This window comes from Paenibacillus sp. S-38 (assembly GCF_049942825.1).
Classification (GTDB): domain Bacteria; phylum Bacillota; class Bacilli; order Paenibacillales; family NBRC-103111; genus Paenibacillus_G.
On sequence record NZ_CP187970.1, the window covers coordinates 1,271,084 to 1,285,446 of the forward strand.

A 14,363-nucleotide genomic window follows, 5' to 3' on the forward strand; every position below is an offset into this window, starting at 1 on the left:
GAGAAAGGATACCGATGTGATGAATCCATTGAACGTATATTCATTATCCTGCGAATACAGGGCGAACCCCCTTGGGCTGGACGTGGGGAAGCCGCGTATCAGCTGGAAGCTCCAATCCGGCCGCCGTGGAACGATGCAGGCTTCCTATCGGGTGCAGGTGTCAGCTTCCGGCGGCATCTTTGAGAACCCGGTCTGGGATTCGGGTGTCGTTTCGTCAGAGCAATGCATACATGTCGAATATGACGGCCCCGAGCTGGCGCCGCGGACGCGTTATGATTACCGCGTCAAAGTCTGGGATTCCTGGGGAACGGAATCGGACTGGAGCGAAGCAGCCTGGTGGGAGACCGGCCTGCTGGGACAGGAACCGTGGAAGGCGGACTGGATAACCCCTGCCTCAGATGAGCTGGATGCTGCGTCAGAGGCGGCATTCCTGCTGCGCAAAAGCTTCTCCATCCAAAGCGGCATCACATCGGCGAGAATATACGCTTCGGCGCTGGGGCTCTACGAGCTCTATCTGAACGGCCGCCGTATAGGGGATGAACTGCTCACGCCGGGATGGACCAGCTACGGGCACCGCATCCAGTATCAGACCTATGATGTCACGGCGCTCCTTCAGGAGGGCGGCAACGGAATCGGCCTGATGCTGGCGGACGGCTGGTATAAGGGCGGTATGGGAGAGGGGAAATTCCGGTACGGGGACCGGCGGGCCGCTTTGCTCCAGCTGTGCGTCCGCTATGACAACGGCTCGGAGGCATGGATCGTCACCGATTCCGGCTGGAAGGCCGAAGCTGGGCCGGTGCTTTATTCCAATATCTACAACGGAGAGAAATACGATGCCCGGCTGGAGCGGGAGGGCTGGAGCACAGGCGCCTTTGAGGATGACGATTGGAGGGCCGTCGAGGTGCTGGACGGACCGACGGACAAGCTGACGGCCCAGGAGAGCGAGCCGGTTCGTGTCACAGAGGAGGTCCGGCCCGCGGCGGTTCTCGTCACACCGAATGGCGATACGGTGCTGGACATGGGGCAGAATATGGTCGGCCGAATCCGGCTGACCGTGGAGGCTCCCGCCGGGACGTGCATTCGACTGAAGCATGCCGAGGTGCTCGACAAGGAAGGCAATATCTATTTCGGCAATCTGAAAGAGGCCAGGCAGGAGGTCGAATATACTGCTAAAGGCGAGGGGACGGAGATCTATGCGCCCCGTTTCACCTTCCAAGGCTTCCGCTATGTCCGGGTCGAGGGCTATCCGGGAGAGCCGGGCGAGCTCCCGCCGGACAGCTTCGTCGGCCAGGTGATGCATACGGACATGAACCGGACAGGCCGCTTCGAATGCTCCGATCCGCTCGTCAATCAGCTTCAGCGCAATATCGTCTGGGGACAGCGCGGCAATTTCCTCGACGTGCCGACGGACTGTCCGCAGCGCAGCGAGAGGTTAGGGTGGACGGCCGATGCGCAGGTGTTCGTCTCCACCGCCCTGTTCAATTACTCTGGCGGGCCGATCTTTACGAAGTATATGCGTGATCTCCAGGCGGACCAGCTCCCGGACGGCGGGGTTCCCTTCGTCATCCCGAACGTCCAGGATGGAGATTCCGCCGCCGGCTGGGGGGACGCCGCCGTCATCATCCCGTGGACACTGTATCAATATTACGGAGACAAGCGGATCCTCGAAGAGCAGTATCCCAGCATGAAGGCCTGGGTCGAATATATCCGGGCGCAGGGCGAGAATGAGTATGCCTGGAACACCGGATTCCAGTTCGGCGACTGGCTGGCGCTGGATGCGAAGGAAAACAGCTACGTCGGGGCGACGCCGCGCGACCTCGTTGCGACCGCTTATTACGCTTACTCCACCCGGCTGCTGCGCAGCAGCGCCGAGATCCTCGGTAGAGTGGAGGATGCCGAGGAATACGGCAGGCTCCTGGACGGCATCCTCTCGCATTTCCGCGGGGAGTATGTGACGCCGTTCGGCCGGATGGCCGCACCGACACAGACCGCTCACGTGCTCGCGCTCGTGTTCGGACTGGTCGACGGTCCCGCCCGCAAGCGGATCGCCCGTGACCTGAACGAGCTCATCGTCGAGAACGATTACCACCTGACGACCGGCTTTGTGGGGACACCTTATCTGTGCTTCGCACTGTCGGATAACGGGTACCACCAAACGGCCGTGAAGCTGCTGCAGCAGAAAGGCTATCCCGGGTGGCTATACCCGATTACGAAGGGCGCCACGTCGGTGTGGGAGCACTGGGACAGCATCAAGCCGGACGGCTCGTTCTGGAGCGATAACATGAATTCCTTCAACCATTATGCGTACGGCTCCATCGGGGACTGGCTGTACCGGAAGGCGGCAGGCCTCGATATGGATGGTTCCGCACCGGCTTATAAGAAGATCAGGCTCCATCCGAAGCCGGCGGTAAGGGGGCTGCGATCGGCCTCCGCATCATTCGAGTCGATGTACGGTGAGATTCACTCCGGCTGGCGTACGGCTGACGGCCGGATTGAAGTTACCGTTCGCGTGCCGGCCAACACGTGCGCGGAAGTGCTGCTGCCCGGCGCACGGGAGGCTCACGTGCTTGAAGGCGGCCAGTCGCTTACCGGGACAGAGGGGATCGAGCTGGGCAGGGAGACGGAGGAGGGCTTGTTCCTCACGGTAGGCTCCGGCGATTATACGTTCACATATAAGAACGACGATCTGTTCCGGGTGGCCTTCACGGAGGAGAGTCTCGTCAGAGAGCTGCTGGCATACGAAGAAGACAAGCAGCTGCTGGTGAAGCATCTGCCCGAGGTCGACCGGCCGCCGCTGAAATTCTATGTCAAGAACTTAACCCTCAAGCAGCTGATGAAGGACCAGTCCAAAGGGATTACGGCGGAGCGCGTTGCCGGCCTGCTGCAGGAGCTGAACCGGATCGTTTATTAAATTCTCACACATCAGGCCGCCTGGAGTCCGCATTCCTTGGGATTTCAGGCGGTTTGCCGTTCAACCTCAAAGAGAAGTTTGCATCTTTCGACAGAATATGATAGATTACTCCTCGCGGCAAAAAAAGCTGCGAGCGGAAACGGCAGCCGGGCGAATCGGTTTCCTGTAACAAAATGGAATCAAATTAGAGGTTGCACCGGTCGACGAAATATGCTAAATTAGATTCTCGTCGGGGCAAGCTAGCAGGTTAGCAAGCGGCAAACGATAGGTAAGAGGTTCATATATTCTATGGGGCCATAGCTCAGCTGGGAGAGCGCCTGCCTTGCAAGCAGGAGGTCAGCGGTTCGATCCCGCTTGGCTCCACCATCCTCATCTTTACTTGGTATGGCCCGTTGGTCAAGGGGTTAAGACACCTCCCTTTCACGGAGGTAACAGGGGTTCGAATCCCCTACGGGTCATCATGATCCCATGGAGGCTTAGCTCAGCTGGGAGAGCATCTGCCTTACAAGCAGAGGGTCGGCGGTTCGATCCCGTCAGCCTCCACCATGAATGTTATGTGGCACGGAGCCGTGGTGTAGAGGCCTAACATGCCTGCCTGTCACGCAGGAGACCGCGGGTTCGAATCCCGTCGGCTCCGCCATTACAACACTCATGAGCCATTAGCTCAGTCGGTAGAGCACCTGACTTTTAATCAGGGTGTCGTAGGTTCGAGTCCTACATGGCTCACTTTCATTACGCGGTCGTGGCGGAATTGGCAGACGCGCTAGATTCAGGTTCTAGTGGTGTAACAGCCGTGGAGGTTCGAGTCCTCTCGACCGCACCACCTGCGGAAGTGGCTCAGCGGTAGAGCATCGCCTTGCCAAGGCGAGGGTCGCGGGTTCGATTCCCGTCTTCCGCTTATGGATTGGTTCGGTAAGATCATAGGCAAACAAAAAAGAGACCGGTAGACGGTCTCTTTTTTGTTTGTCCTCAGCGTCTTGGCAGAAGCTGCAGACAGCCGGGCTGCCTCGGAGAGCTGTCTGCTTCGGCTCGAACTCTTCGCACTAAGGAGAGGGGCGCCGCGCAATCTCGGAAGAAGAGGGGGTTGTTACATCCGTGGCAGCTTCCGGTGCTTATACCGCCCGTTCGCCTTGGCGTACCGCAGCACCCGGTGGAACATTCGCTTGTTCTTCAGCTGGTTGAAGATCATCGCATCGGGCGCCGTATTGACTTCGAGCACCCAAGGGTGCAGCCTCGTGTCCACGCCCACATCGACGCCGAGCTCCCGGAAGCCGGGATACTTCCGGCCGAGATGATGGGCGAAGCGCAGTCCCAATCTCGCGAGAGCAGCCGTTAACCGGCGCCTGCGGACAGGGGAGAGGCGGGAGGCGAAGAGAATGCGCAGCGGCAGCGGCAGGCCTTCGCTGTGGAAGTTGGTTACCGCGCGTTTCGGATGGGCTAGCCGCCCGATGATGCCTGTAGTCTTCCAGCCCCTCTTCGCGGTTCGCTGCACCATAACCCGGATATCGAAGGGACGTCCCCGCAGCCTAAGCAGGGCAATGCCCTGCTGGGCCAGATAAGGCCGCGGCAGCTTGGTGCGGGACAGGGAGGCATAGAAGGCGCCGAAGGATGAGAAGGTCCGGATCGCTGTGCCCTGCTGATACCGGTACAGGGTTCTGCCGCGCACCCGTCTGACTTCGGCACGGATGACACCTTTACCCCCGGAGCCTTTCACGGGTTTGACATAGATCATCCTGTATTTTCTAAGCAAATACAGGAGGCTTGAACGGCTGTAAAGGCGCGTTTCGGGAATGAATTTTCGAAGACTGCGGTTTTGCAGCAGGCTCTTGGTTTTAGTCCATTTGCTCACCAGGGTCCGTTTGGCTGGCTTCATGTACAGTGGTCTCCTTCACGGATGGATTGGGAAGGCGGTGCTCCGCTCCCGCAGTGACATGCCAACACATTGTATTCATCTCGTGAGCAGAACAATTGGACGAAAGCCTGTCCAGGGCGGATCCGTAGGAAAATGGTGCTTTCGCACACCCTGAAAGCTTGCAGCAAAAAAGCCGCCCACCGGATTAAGATCGGGGCAGCTTTTTCGAAATATCAGAAGTGGAGTATGAAGGTAAGCAGAGATGAAACGGCAGGAGGAGGTGTATATCGGGCAGGATGTATTGTAGGAAGCGCCGGGCCTGTCCCGAATGTGAGATTCGGTCAGCGTTGTCCGTCGTCTTCGTCCTCTGGGTCCTTCTCCCGCTCTCTCTCCTTCTCGGCCAATTCCTTGCCGAGTTCGTGATAAAGGAAAAAGGCCTCATAGCTGATCCCCATCTGGCGGAGGATCTCTTCAACTTTCAATGTAACCTTCATAATACCTCCGGGATCGTTGGGGTGAGGGTGCGGGGCGAGAAGGAAGGGGTGTCTGCATCATGTAAGAGAAATATACCAGATGAATCTTGAAAAGTATGTCGAAAAGCCTTAAAAAAACTTTAGATAAAACACGGTAAATAAAGCAGGAACCGAAGAAAGAGCCGCGGCAATCGGCGGCCGTCCAAGATAGAACGGACAGCCCACTGCCGCGGCAGGCATAGAAGAAAATCAGGCGAGCCGGCCGATCACCTGGCGGGCGATCCACACGCCGGCCGCCCCCGCCTGGGCCAGGCCTCGGGTCACCCCGGCGCCGTCCCCGCCGCAGAAAAGGCCGCGGATCTCGGTTTCGAACTGTTCGGTAAGCTTCGGACGGGCGGAGTAGAATTTGGCTTCCACACCATAGAAGAGCGTATGCTCCGCCGCGATGCCCGGTGTGACCTTCTCCAGCGCCTGAATCATCTCGACGAGACTCTTCATTGTAATGTAGGGCAGCACGAGGCCCAGGTCGCCCGGAACCGCTTCCTTCAGCGTGGGCTCGAGGAAGCCTTCCTTGATCCGGTCAGGGGTGGAGCGGCGGCCGCGCATAATATCGCCGTACTTCTGGATGATGACTCCGCCGTTCGAGAGGTCGTTGGCCCTCCGGCAGATTTCCCTCGCGTATTCATTCGGCTTGTCGAACGGCTCGGTGAACTTGTGGGAGACGAGCAGGGCGAAGTTCGTATTGGGCGAGCCGAGATTCGCATCCTTGTAGGAGTGCCCGTTGGCGGCCATCACGCCGCTGTGGTTCTCGACCACGACATGGCCCGATGGGTTGCTGCAGAAGGTGCGCACCCGCGTGCCGACCGATGTATTGTAGATGAATTTGCCTTCGTAGAGATGCTCGTTAATCTCCCGCATGACGATGTCCGAGGTCTCTACCCGTACGCCTACATCAACCTGGTTGTTGAACATCCGGATGCGGCGCTTCTTGAGCACCTGGGCGAGCCAGGCGGAGCCGTCCCGGCCGGGGGCGATCATCACGCAGTCGCTCTCGAAGGTGTCTCCGCCGGAGAGAACGATACCCTTGACGACCTGCGTATCGCCATCCTTCACGGTCAGGATGTCTTCGACCTCCGTCTTGAAGCGCATCTCGATGCGGGGGGCCAAATATTCGAAGATCGACTTCAGAATCTGCAGATTCTGCTCCGTTCCGAGGTGGCGCACCTGGGCCCGCAGCAGCTTGAGGCCGGCCGCATACCCTCTCTGTTCGATTTCCCGCACCTGTGCGGTCGTCGGGTCCGTCAGATCCGGCACGGCGCCATGATGCAGGTTGATCCCGTCTACATAACGGATGAGCTCGAGCACCTGGGAAGGGGGCAGATAGTCCGTCATCCAGCCGCCGAACTCGGTGGTGATATTGAATTTGCCGTCACTGTAGGCGCCCGCGCCGCCGAAGCCGCTCGTGATCGAGCAGGCCGGCAGACAGCCGGAGAAGTCCTTCTTGCCCGCGGGAGGCGGACACAGCCGGATTTTCTCTTCGAGGATCGGGCAGCTGCGCTTGTAGATATCATGTCCTTTGTCCACGAGAAGCACCTTGGCTCCCGGACGCTTCAGCGTCATCTCATAGCATGCGAATATGCCGGCAGGTCCGGCACCGACAACGATCAGATCATACCTTTGACTCACAACAGATCTCCGCCTTTGTTCTCCAAAATAAAAATCCCAGCTTCGCCGGGTACTGCAAAAGAACCCGGTCGTAGCTGGGAAGTTAAGGCTCCCCGTAGAGACCTTCAGGCCAATTCCCGAAGATATACGACTGATCGATATGAAATCATCACTTCACCCTTATAATAGTCGAACGTTAATACTCCGTCAACAATAAATGTTCGTTATTTAGCGGACGAGCCCAAATAAAAAAGGCTGCTGAAAATCAGCGGCCTTCTTTGTTCTCGCTTTGCACCGGCTCCGTAGTAAGCTTCATGCCGCCCGGACCGTCGTGATCAAGCACGAGGTTGACTTCATGGGATTCTCCTGTCTTGGGGTCGACCGATGTAATTCTTTCTTTCTGCTCATCCATGGGGATCACCTCCGCCTTATAGCATGGACTGCCGGAGGCCAAATTATCCAGATGGCCGGCTGGCGGCCGCTGAAGTGCCCGCACGGTCCGAACATGAGGAAAAGCCCGCCAGGTATGGATGGACCCCGGCAGGCTGAGTGAAGCCGAACAAAAAAACAGCAGACGAAACGGACAAGAGATTATTGCGGGATGTTGCCCCCGGCTATACGGTCGCCGGAGTTGCCGGACGGATCGGTCTTGTAGTCATCTGCAGCCGCATGGATGATCAGCGACTTGCCGAGCAGGGAGTGCTCATCGCCTGCCGTCAAGGTAGCGCCTTCCACGAGCAGCTCGGCTTCGGCCGTCCCGTCCGCCTTCACTTCGAGGTTCACCAGGTCGCCGATGTGGGCACCCTCGGGGTTATCGTGACCGTGCAGCTTGCCTTCCGGGTTGAAGTGCCCGCCGGCCGTCTTGAAGTCGCTGCCTTGGATGGCCGACTGATGCACGTGAATGCCGTGCAGGCCCGGCGTCAGTCCGGATACGCTGACTTTGACGGAGACGCCCTGCGGGGCGGCTGTCAGTACGGCGCTGCCGATGCTCTTGCCTGCGGCGTCCGTCAACAGTACATGCGGCTGGCCGATGGAGACGGAAGACGTATTGCCGTCCCAGTAGACCGCTTCGGTCACCATCTGGCCGACCATGCGCAGCGGAACGTAGGTAGTGCCCTCGTAGACCAGCGAGGAAGGAACCTTCGTGCCGTTGTTGTCGAATTCAGCTTCCGGCGTCTTGTCTTCGCCGTTCACGAAGAACTTCAGCTTCGGGAAAGAGACATCGATCGACTGCGTCGCGGCGTAGGATAAGCCGGAGAAAAAGAGCGTGCCGCACAGGAAGGCGGCGGCCATATGCTTCTTGCCGTACTTTCGGGACATGGGGAATCCTCCAATTCGTAGGAAAATGTAGGAATATATCAAATTCTATCCTACTATACCATAGAGGACCGATCAACTTTTGCTGAAATCCTCGGGGGGAGGTGGGGGAGACTTTCGTAAAGGTAACTAGGTTTCCCGGAATTGCGTACTATCCGCCTCCCCCGCCGCCAAGCTATAATAGCGCTGTACTGCAATGAAAGCGGTGTCCCATCGGATGATGAACCGGAAACGATGAAACTCTAAACCCAGGAATGGAAGGAAGAGGAATACTATGAAATATAGACGCGTAGGAAACAGCGGCATTCAGGTCAGCGAGATCGGGCTCGGAAGCTGGCTGACGTATGGTACGGCAGCGGAGCAGGAAGCGGCGGACGCCTGCATCCGGACCGCCTTCGAGCACGGGATCAACTTCTTCGATACCGCCAATGCGTATAACCGGGGAGCCGGCGAAGAGGCGGTGGGGGCGGCCCTGAAGCCTTACCGGCGCTCGAGCTATGTGCTCTCGACGAAGGTCTACTTCCCCATGGACAGCGGTCCGAACGACCGGGGGCTGTCCCGCAAGCATATCATGGAGCAGTGCGAAGCGAGTCTGAAGCGTCTCGGCACCGATTATATCGATATCTACTTCTGCCACCGCTATGATGAGGGGACGCCGCTGGAAGAAACGCTCCGGGCGCTCGATGACCTGACGGCCCAAGGCAAGATCCTCTATGCGGCCGTCAGCGAGTGGAGCGGACCCCAAATCGCGGAGTCCGCGGAGATCGGCCGGAGGCTGAACCTGCGGCCGCTGATCGCCAATCAGCCGATCTACAACATGTTCGAGCGCTATATTGAGCGGGATGTGATGGGGGTCAGCGCCAGAAACGGGCTCGGCCAGGTTGTGTTCTCTCCGCTGGCGCAGGGCGTTCTCACCGGCAAGTACAAGCCGGGGGCCGAACTGCCGCAGAACAGCCGTGCGGCCAACGATCAGGTGAACGGCGTCATCCGCAGCTATCTGCAGGAGCGGGTGCTGGCGTGCGTGCAGAAGCTCGAAGGTACGGCGGAGCGTGCGGGCCTGACGCTGTCCCAGCTTGCCCTAGCCTGGGTGCTGCGCCGGCCGGAGGTCAGTTCGGCGATCATCGGCGCGAGCCGTCCGGTCCAGATCGAGGAGAATGTGAAGGCGGTGGAGACGCAGCTCCCGGAGGACCTCCTGAGCGAGATCGAGAGCATTCTGCACGAAGTCCGCGACTTCGCACCGGCGAGGTAGGGCAGAGGCGGAGGCAAACGGAGGAGCTTGGCGTACACTGTGGAGAAAGGAGGCTGCGCATCAACGTGACCAGTCTGACTTACAACGACAAGTGGGGAAAAACCAAATGGCTGCTGGGCAGCAAGCCGCTGAAGTCCCGCGTTCCCGACACGAAGCCTTTTACGAGGAGTGCTCTGCAGACGATGCTGAAGCGCTATCCCTCCTCCGTGTACTTCAAGCCGACCCGGGGCTCCGGCGGGAACGGGATCGCACGGATCGAGCGGCTATCTTCCGGCAAGTATCGGCTGCACCATGGGCATAAGAAGCAGGTGCTGCCGTCGCTCGCGGGTCTGCATGCCGAGCTGAAACGGTTTGCCGGAAGACGTCCCTATCTGCTGCAGCGAGGCATACATCTGCTGAAGAGCCGGGGCAGGCCGTTCGATCTGCGCGTCATGGTGCAGAAGACCCGCAGCGGCAGGTGGCTGTCGACAGGGATTTTCGCTAAGCTCGGCAGACCCGGCAAAGTGGTCAACAACTATAACCAGGGGGGCCGCATTGAGCTGCTTCCCGAAGTGCTGAAGGGAGCGGGAATCCCCAAAGGGCGGCGGGTCCGCATGAAATGGCAGCTGAAGCGGATGGGCACGAAGGCCGGACGGTGCTTCGACCGGCACCGCAAAGGCTTCCGGGAGCTCGGACTTGATGTGGCGATCGACCGCAGCCGCCGCATGTGGATCCTCGAGGTTAACACGCGGCCGCAGTACTATCCGCTTAAGGCGCTTAAGAACAAGAGCATGTACTACCGGATTCGGCGATACGCCAGGCAGTACGGAAGAAAGGACGGCCGGTAGGCGGCAGGGACTGGGCGGCACAGGGGGCTGGGAGTCTCACTTGCGCAGCAGGGGGAAATGGCGGCAGCCCTAGAGAGGCGGAGACGGGGGTAGAGCGGATGGCCCACAAAAATTTTTGGGGTGCAGGGGACCGGAGCTTGTTTTCAAACGGCTCCAAACGTGTAATGATGAGTATAACCCCATTCAAAGGAGCCGCATCCATGAACAAAGTACACCTTGTACTCTATGCGCTGATCTTATCTCTCCTTGTCCCTGTAGCTGCGCTCGCTTCGAGCGGCGGCGGCTATACCCCCGTCCCCCCAAGTCCCGACACGCATCCGGCTTATGTTACCGGCTTGACCTACCAGGAGGATGGGAGCCTGTACCTTACGGCCGATTATATCCAGTGGTATGAAGGAGCCGAAGCCGACCGGGTGTTCACGGAAAAGGAACCTGATTCGGGCCTGAGCACGGCGCCGAACGGTTATTATATTGTCAACGACAATCCGAGGCTGCGCTCGCTCCCCGTCCATCCGGACGCGCAGGTGCTGATGCAGATCTACAACCGGACCGGTGAGCCGGGCGGTGCCGACATCCAGTGGAACGAGCAGGTCTCCCTTCAGCGGTTCACCGAGATTCTGAAGGCCGAGCCTTACCTGCAGGAGTATCCGTACCATCTCGTTGTGGAGAAGGGACAGGTAGTGCGGATCATTCAGCAGTACATTCCGTAAACGCACAACTGAACATGCATGCTGTCATGAGAGCGAGAGCTGCCGGAGAAGATGCCGGCGGTTCTTTTTGCATTTGCGGGATGGCGGCGTAGGATTTGTCTTCGGGAAGCTTAGGATTGTGCAAATACGGCTTAGCTTTGTCTATGTTCCGCCGGCTGTTCCCCTCCTATAATGGAACCAGAGTCAAGAGCAAGAAGCAGTCACATTCCGGGAGGGATCGAGATGGAAAAAGCACGGCAGCCGGTATTGCTCAGCGATGAGCAGATGCGAACTTTTATTACGGAAGGGTTTCTCATTTTACAGACGGATTTTCCCGAAGCGTTCCACCGCAGCCTGCTTGAGCAGCTGACGCATGTCTACGAGAAAGAGGGCAACCCGGGGAATAACCTCCTGCCAAGAATCCGCGAGGTGCAGATGATCTTCGACCATCCGATCGTTACGGGGGCACTGACGAGCGTGCTCGGCCCCGGGTACCTGATGCATACCCACCGGCATGGGCATTTCAATGCCTCGCCGAAGGCGGGAGGCTGGCACAAGGACAGCTACTGGGGCTACCAGCGGATGCGCAACCACCACCCGTGGTGGGCGATGATTATGTATTTCCCGCAGGACACGCCTGTCGAGCTCGGCCCGACGGGGATTATGCCGGGAACCCAGAACTACGAGTCGCGGGTCTTCGAAGGGGATGAGGTGCCGGGAGAGGCGCTTGCCAGCGGGAAGGCGGGGACCTTCGCGCTGATCCATTACGACATCTGGCACCGCTCGACACCGAATCTGCTCGGGCAGGAGCGCTATATGCTCAAGTTCGAGTTCATGCGGACGCAGGCGCCGGCCGCCCCGAGCTGGGACCACCGGGAAGCCGGATGGAGGCGGCCTGCCGCATTCAGCACGGAGATCCTTGAGCATGATCTCTTGTGGGAGGAGACATGGAACTGGCTCTGCGGGCGGGTCGGCTCCTTGGCCGGTACGCAGCCGGCGGATGCCGGCCGTGCGGCGGAGCTGGCGGCGCAGCTGGAGGAAGCGGCCGAGCCGGATGCGCTCAACGCCGCGTACACGCTGGCCGGTATGGGCGGTCCGGGCGTGGAGGCGCTGCTCGCGGCACTTGCGCAGAGCAGCGGGCGCGCTTCCCGGCTGGCGGCGTACGGCCTGTCGGCTGCCGGCGCCGAAGCCGTGAGCGGCCTGACCGCCGCGCTCGGCAGCCCGCAGCCGCACACGGCCGAGTATGCCGCGTTCGCGCTCGGCGAACTGCGGCACCTCGCCGCCGGCAGCGTGCCGGCGCTGAACCGCCTGCTCGAGGCGGGCGCGCCGGCTGAAGTGCGCCGCGCCGTCGCCGAAGCGCTCGGCCTCATCGGCGCGCCGGCGGCGGAGGCGGTCGCGGGGCTGACCCGCTGCCTCGAGGACGCCGACGTGCAGGTGCGCTTCACCGCCGGCCTGGCGCTTGCGCGCCTCGGCGCACCGGCCGAAGCGGCGGTGCCGCAGCTCGCAGCCGCGCTCGAGGACGAGAACCGCTATGTGCGGGGCCACGCGGCCGAAGCGCTGCATTACATCGGAACGGAGCAGGCGAAGGACACGCTGATCCGGTTCCTGATGAACTCGCGCTGGTGCCCGAGCACGACGCCTCAGAGCACGTTTTATCCTTAAGCGGAGCGGAGGGAGCCGCTTGGTCGGCGGTCCGCCCGACGGTCGTGCCGCCGGGCGGATCGGCGACGCGGGCGGTTCCCGCAAGCAGCGGCCGCTGTGACGCTGTGCCCATGAGCCGGAGCGGGAAGCCCGGATGGAGCCGCCGGGACGGCACTTCGCCTGGCATACCGCCGGCTCTCCTGCCCGGCTTATCGGCCGGGATAAGCCGCATCGGCCTGCCGTACCGTGCCGGCGTAGTGCTTACGAGCCCCGGTCCGGCCTGCGGCCACGCCTTCACCAGGCCGGCCACTGCCCTCGCACTCTATGCTGAGGGCGGGGCATCCCTCCGCCCCTATAATGAGAAAAACGGACCTCCGCACTTCAAGCGAAGGTCCGTTTTTATGTAATCGCAGGGCCTCAAGGTACCGCTGCTTCTTACAGGCTGTTGAAGGCTTCCGTCAGCACAGGCACAACCTGCGATTTGCGGGAAACCACGCCTTTGAGAAGGGCTTTGTTGTTCTCGAGCGATACGTTGTAAGCTTTCTCAACGGCGTTCGTCTTGCTTCCGAGTGCCAGTGCAACGGAATCGTTGTTGAGAATGTCCGTTACCACGAAGACGAACAGGTCAAGACCCTTCTCGGAGATAACCGCGTTCAGAGCGGCTTCCAGCTCGTCCTGGCGGGAGAGCACGTCGTTCACGTCAACCGCGTTGACTTGAGCGATCTCGACCTTGGAGGAGCCCATCGTGAATTCCTTGGAGTCGAGGGAGATCAGCTGGGCGATCGTCTTGTCGCTGAGGTCCGCGCCGGCTTTGAGCATCTCGAGGCCGTAGCTCTCGGCGTTCACGCCTGCGATTTCGGCCAGCTCGCGTGCTGCCGCAACGTCTTCTTCCGTGCAAGTCGGCGATTTGAAGAGGAGGGAGTCGGAGATGATCGCGGACAGCATCAGGCCTGCGACTTCCTTGCGGATCGACACGCCCTTCTCCTTGTAGATCTTGAGCAGGATCGTAGCCGTGCAGCCAACTGGCTCTGCGCGGTAGTAGAGCGGGTAGCTTGTCTCGAAGTTAGCAATCCGGTGGTGGTCAATAACTTCCAGCACGCGCACCTGGTCGATGTCGCTTACGCTCTGCTGGCGTTCGTTGTGGTCGACGAGGATGACGCTCTTCGTTTCGCCTGCAACGGTCTCGACTTGACGCGGTGCGTCTACGCCGAATTGGTTCAGCGCGTATTGGGTTTCACCGTTTACGCTGCCGAGGCGTACGGCTTCCACGTTCTGGCCGAGCTCTTTCTTCAGCTCTGCATAAGCGATGGCGGAGCAGATGGTGTCGGTATCCGGGTTCTTATGACCGAAAATCAATGTTTTTTCCATGATCTTATCTCCCTTGTTCGTCATTTTTATCGTAGAAATTGTACCATAGATTCCAAACTCCTACTAGATTATATCCCTAAAACCTCCTTATTCCAATTCCAATACCTAGATAATCGGCAAGTGTCAAGAAAATGTCGGAATCGCTGCAAAATCGGGATGGAATTCGGGGCGGTCATCCCATAACCCAAAAGCGGCCTCTCCCACGAAGGGGTGGCCGCTTTTGTACCGTTTAGGAAGGTACCATAGCTGCGATACGGCTTGGTCCCAGCCCGACTTAACGAACCGGAAACGCATGCAGACGCCTTGCTTCGGATTCGCGAAACGGTTATCCCTGGAAGAGCGGGAGGAGGGGAACCGTCCTGCCCGCCTGC

Annotated in this window: 11 protein-coding genes, 7 tRNA genes and 1 riboswitch; of the genes, 12 read left to right on the top strand and 6 right to left on the bottom strand. The window is 59.7% G+C overall.

Annotation, left to right across the window (positions count from 1 at the left end):
- Positions 1 to 19 precede the first annotated feature (19 nt).
- From ACP26L_RS06045 to ACP26L_RS06080, 8 genes are all read left to right on the top strand, one after another.
- Complete coding sequence (locus tag ACP26L_RS06045; RefSeq protein WP_426451637.1) at positions 20 to 2,911, top strand: family 78 glycoside hydrolase catalytic domain; 2,892 nt, start codon at positions 20 to 22, stop codon at positions 2,909 to 2,911.
- A 290-nt stretch (positions 2,912 to 3,201) separates the two neighbouring features.
- Positions 3,202 to 3,277 (top strand) — tRNA-Ala (locus tag ACP26L_RS06050).
- A 20-nt stretch (positions 3,278 to 3,297) separates the two neighbouring features.
- A tRNA-Glu gene (locus ACP26L_RS06055) sits at positions 3,298 to 3,369 on the top strand.
- A gap of 12 nt (positions 3,370 to 3,381) precedes the next feature.
- Positions 3,382 to 3,457: transfer RNA gene (locus tag ACP26L_RS06060), tRNA-Val, on the top strand.
- Between the two features lie 17 nt (positions 3,458 to 3,474).
- Positions 3,475 to 3,551: transfer RNA gene (locus ACP26L_RS06065), tRNA-Asp, on the top strand.
- Positions 3,552 to 3,564: 13 nt separating this feature from the next.
- Positions 3,565 to 3,637 (top strand) — tRNA-Lys (locus ACP26L_RS06070).
- A gap of 10 nt (positions 3,638 to 3,647) precedes the next feature.
- Positions 3,648 to 3,734: transfer RNA gene (locus ACP26L_RS06075), tRNA-Leu, on the top strand.
- A gap of 3 nt (positions 3,735 to 3,737) precedes the next feature.
- Positions 3,738 to 3,809, top strand: a tRNA-Gly gene (locus ACP26L_RS06080).
- 189 nt (positions 3,810 to 3,998) lie between these two features.
- Here the strand turns inward: ACP26L_RS06080 and ACP26L_RS06085 are convergent.
- The 5 genes from ACP26L_RS06085 to ACP26L_RS06105 form a co-directional block, all read right to left on the bottom strand.
- A complete protein-coding gene (locus ACP26L_RS06085; RefSeq protein WP_426451638.1) occupies positions 3,999 to 4,784 on the bottom strand; it encodes a YheC/YheD family protein in 786 nt (261 codons plus the stop codon).
- Between the two features lie 320 nt (positions 4,785 to 5,104).
- Entirely contained in the window at positions 5,105 to 5,257 is a 153-nt protein-coding gene (locus ACP26L_RS06090) for a hypothetical protein (RefSeq protein WP_426451639.1), read from the bottom strand.
- Positions 5,258 to 5,485: 228 nt separating this feature from the next.
- Positions 5,486 to 6,922, bottom strand: a complete 1,437-nt coding sequence (locus ACP26L_RS06095) for an NAD(P)/FAD-dependent oxidoreductase (protein ID WP_426451640.1) — start codon at positions 6,920 to 6,922, stop codon at positions 5,486 to 5,488.
- Positions 6,923 to 6,973: 51 nt separating this feature from the next.
- Positions 6,974 to 7,072: riboswitch (purine riboswitch) on the bottom strand.
- Positions 7,073 to 7,166: 94 nt separating this feature from the next.
- A complete protein-coding gene (locus ACP26L_RS06100; protein WP_426451641.1) occupies positions 7,167 to 7,313 on the bottom strand; it encodes a hypothetical protein in 147 nt (48 codons plus the stop codon).
- A gap of 179 nt (positions 7,314 to 7,492) precedes the next feature.
- On the bottom strand, positions 7,493 to 8,221 hold the full coding sequence (locus tag ACP26L_RS06105) for a superoxide dismutase family protein (RefSeq protein ID WP_426451642.1): 729 nt from the start codon (positions 8,219 to 8,221) through the stop codon (positions 7,493 to 7,495).
- A 271-nt stretch (positions 8,222 to 8,492) separates the two neighbouring features.
- Between ACP26L_RS06105 and ACP26L_RS06110 the strand changes: the two genes are divergently transcribed.
- From ACP26L_RS06110 to ACP26L_RS06125, 4 genes are all read left to right on the top strand, one after another.
- Positions 8,493 to 9,467, top strand: coding sequence for an aldo/keto reductase family protein (locus ACP26L_RS06110; protein ID WP_426451643.1), 975 nt, complete (start codon positions 8,493 to 8,495; stop codon positions 9,465 to 9,467).
- Positions 9,468 to 9,532: 65 nt separating this feature from the next.
- Positions 9,533 to 10,294, top strand: coding sequence for a YheC/YheD family protein (locus ACP26L_RS06115; protein ID WP_426451644.1), 762 nt, complete (start codon positions 9,533 to 9,535; stop codon positions 10,292 to 10,294).
- Positions 10,295 to 10,494: 200 nt separating this feature from the next.
- Complete coding sequence (locus tag ACP26L_RS06120) at positions 10,495 to 11,004, top strand: hypothetical protein (RefSeq protein WP_426451645.1); 510 nt, start codon at positions 10,495 to 10,497, stop codon at positions 11,002 to 11,004.
- Positions 11,005 to 11,226: 222 nt separating this feature from the next.
- Positions 11,227 to 12,645, top strand: a complete 1,419-nt coding sequence (locus ACP26L_RS06125) for a HEAT repeat domain-containing protein (protein WP_426451647.1) — start codon at positions 11,227 to 11,229, stop codon at positions 12,643 to 12,645.
- Positions 12,646 to 13,059: 414 nt separating this feature from the next.
- Here ACP26L_RS06125 and ACP26L_RS06130 read toward each other — a convergent pair whose 3' ends face one another.
- Complete coding sequence (locus ACP26L_RS06130; RefSeq protein WP_426451651.1) at positions 13,060 to 13,992, bottom strand: manganese-dependent inorganic pyrophosphatase; 933 nt, start codon at positions 13,990 to 13,992, stop codon at positions 13,060 to 13,062.
- Positions 13,993 to 14,363 lie beyond the last annotated feature (371 nt).

Coding starts and splice junctions, on each gene's coding strand:
- ACP26L_RS06120 (WP_426451645.1), top strand. CDS start 10,495: ATGAACAAAGTACACCTTGTACTCTATGCGCTGATCTTATCTCTCCTT.
- ACP26L_RS06130 (WP_426451651.1), bottom strand. CDS start 13,992: ATGGAAAAAACATTGATTTTCGGTCATAAGAACCCGGATACCGACACC.
- ACP26L_RS06105 (WP_426451642.1), bottom strand. CDS start 8,221: ATGTCCCGAAAGTACGGCAAGAAGCATATGGCCGCCGCCTTCCTGTGC.
- ACP26L_RS06100 (WP_426451641.1), bottom strand. CDS start 7,313: ATGGATGAGCAGAAAGAAAGAATTACATCGGTCGACCCCAAGACAGGA.
- ACP26L_RS06110 (WP_426451643.1), top strand. CDS start 8,493: ATGAAATATAGACGCGTAGGAAACAGCGGCATTCAGGTCAGCGAGATC.
- ACP26L_RS06085 (WP_426451638.1), bottom strand. CDS start 4,784: ATGAAGCCAGCCAAACGGACCCTGGTGAGCAAATGGACTAAAACCAAG.
- ACP26L_RS06125 (WP_426451647.1), top strand. CDS start 11,227: ATGGAAAAAGCACGGCAGCCGGTATTGCTCAGCGATGAGCAGATGCGA.
- ACP26L_RS06045 (WP_426451637.1), top strand. CDS start 20: ATGAATCCATTGAACGTATATTCATTATCCTGCGAATACAGGGCGAAC.
- ACP26L_RS06090 (WP_426451639.1), bottom strand. CDS start 5,257: ATGAAGGTTACATTGAAAGTTGAAGAGATCCTCCGCCAGATGGGGATC.